General features: G+C 63.6%; 2 pseudogenes. Both read left to right on the forward strand.

Annotated elements, in window-relative coordinates:
* Positions 1–95: 95 nt before the first annotated feature.
* Positions 96–359 (forward strand): annotated as a pseudogene (locus ABT116_RS49660) (LLM class flavin-dependent oxidoreductase); the annotation flags it as partial.
* Positions 360–403: 44 nt separating this feature from the next.
* Positions 404–1,024: pseudogene (locus tag ABT116_RS49665) on the forward strand (GTP-binding protein); the annotation flags it as partial.
* Positions 1,025–1,078 lie beyond the last annotated feature (54 nt).

A 1,078-nucleotide genomic window follows, 5' to 3' on the forward strand; every position in this document is an offset into this window, starting at 1 on the left:
GTGCTGCGGCTGACCGGAGCCACCCGCCGGCAGGTGCTGCGGCTGACCGCGGCCGAGGCCCTGACGGCCACCGCGGCAGGTGCGCTCCTCGGCGTCGCGGACATCGGGTATTTGCCGGAACCGCCGAGCAGGTGGCCGACACGATCGAGGAGTGGTTCACCAGCGGTGCTGCTGACGGATTCAACGTCATGCCGCCGTACTACCCGGGTGGGCTCGAGATCTTCACCGAGCGTGTGGTTCCGATCCTGCAGGATCGCGGTTTGTTCCGGACCGAATACTCGGGTACGACGCTTCGCGATCATTTCGGTTTGCCGAGGCCCGAGAGCCAGTTCTCGGGTAGTGCGTCCGCAGTGCAGTAGGCCCGCTTCCCCTTGTCGATAATGACAATGGTTATCATTAAGGAATGAAGCAGCTACCGGTAACCGTGCTGTCCGGATTTCTGGGCGCAGGCAAGACCACACTCCTCAACCACATCCTCGCCAATCGCGACGGTCGGCGGGTCGCCGTCATCGTCAACGACATGAGCGAGATCAACATCGACGCGGCCCTGGTCGCAGGCCAGGGCCACCTCGATCGCACCGAGGAGAAGTTGGTCGAGCTGACCAACGGATGCATCTGCTGCACGCTGCGTGAGGATCTGATCGACGCCGTCGGCGCTCTGGCCCGAGGGGGGCGATTCGATCAGTTGGTGATCGAATCCACCGGCATCTCCGAACCGATGCCGGTGGCAGCCACCTTCGACTGGGAATTCGAGGACGGCTTCAGCCTCGGCTCGCTCGCGAAGCTCGACACGATGGTGACCGTGGTGGACGCGTCGACCTTCCTCGGCGAGCTGGCAAAAGGCGAACGACTGGACGAGCGCAACCTCGAAGCAGGGGAGGGGGACGGACGCAGCATCTCCGATCTCCTGGTCGATCAGGTGGAGTTCGCCGACGTCATCTTGCTGAACAAGACCGACTTGGTGAGCCAGCGGGCGGCGGGAACCGTCGAGGCAACGCTTCGCAGGCTCAACCCCACCGCGCGTCCCTCAACTTGACGTACGCCGAAGAGAAACGGTTGCCCGATGATCCCTTACGGA

Source organism: Streptomyces sp. NPDC002130, from assembly GCF_040296465.1.
In the GTDB taxonomy this organism is placed as follows: Bacteria; Actinomycetota; Actinomycetes; order Streptomycetales; family Streptomycetaceae; genus Streptomyces.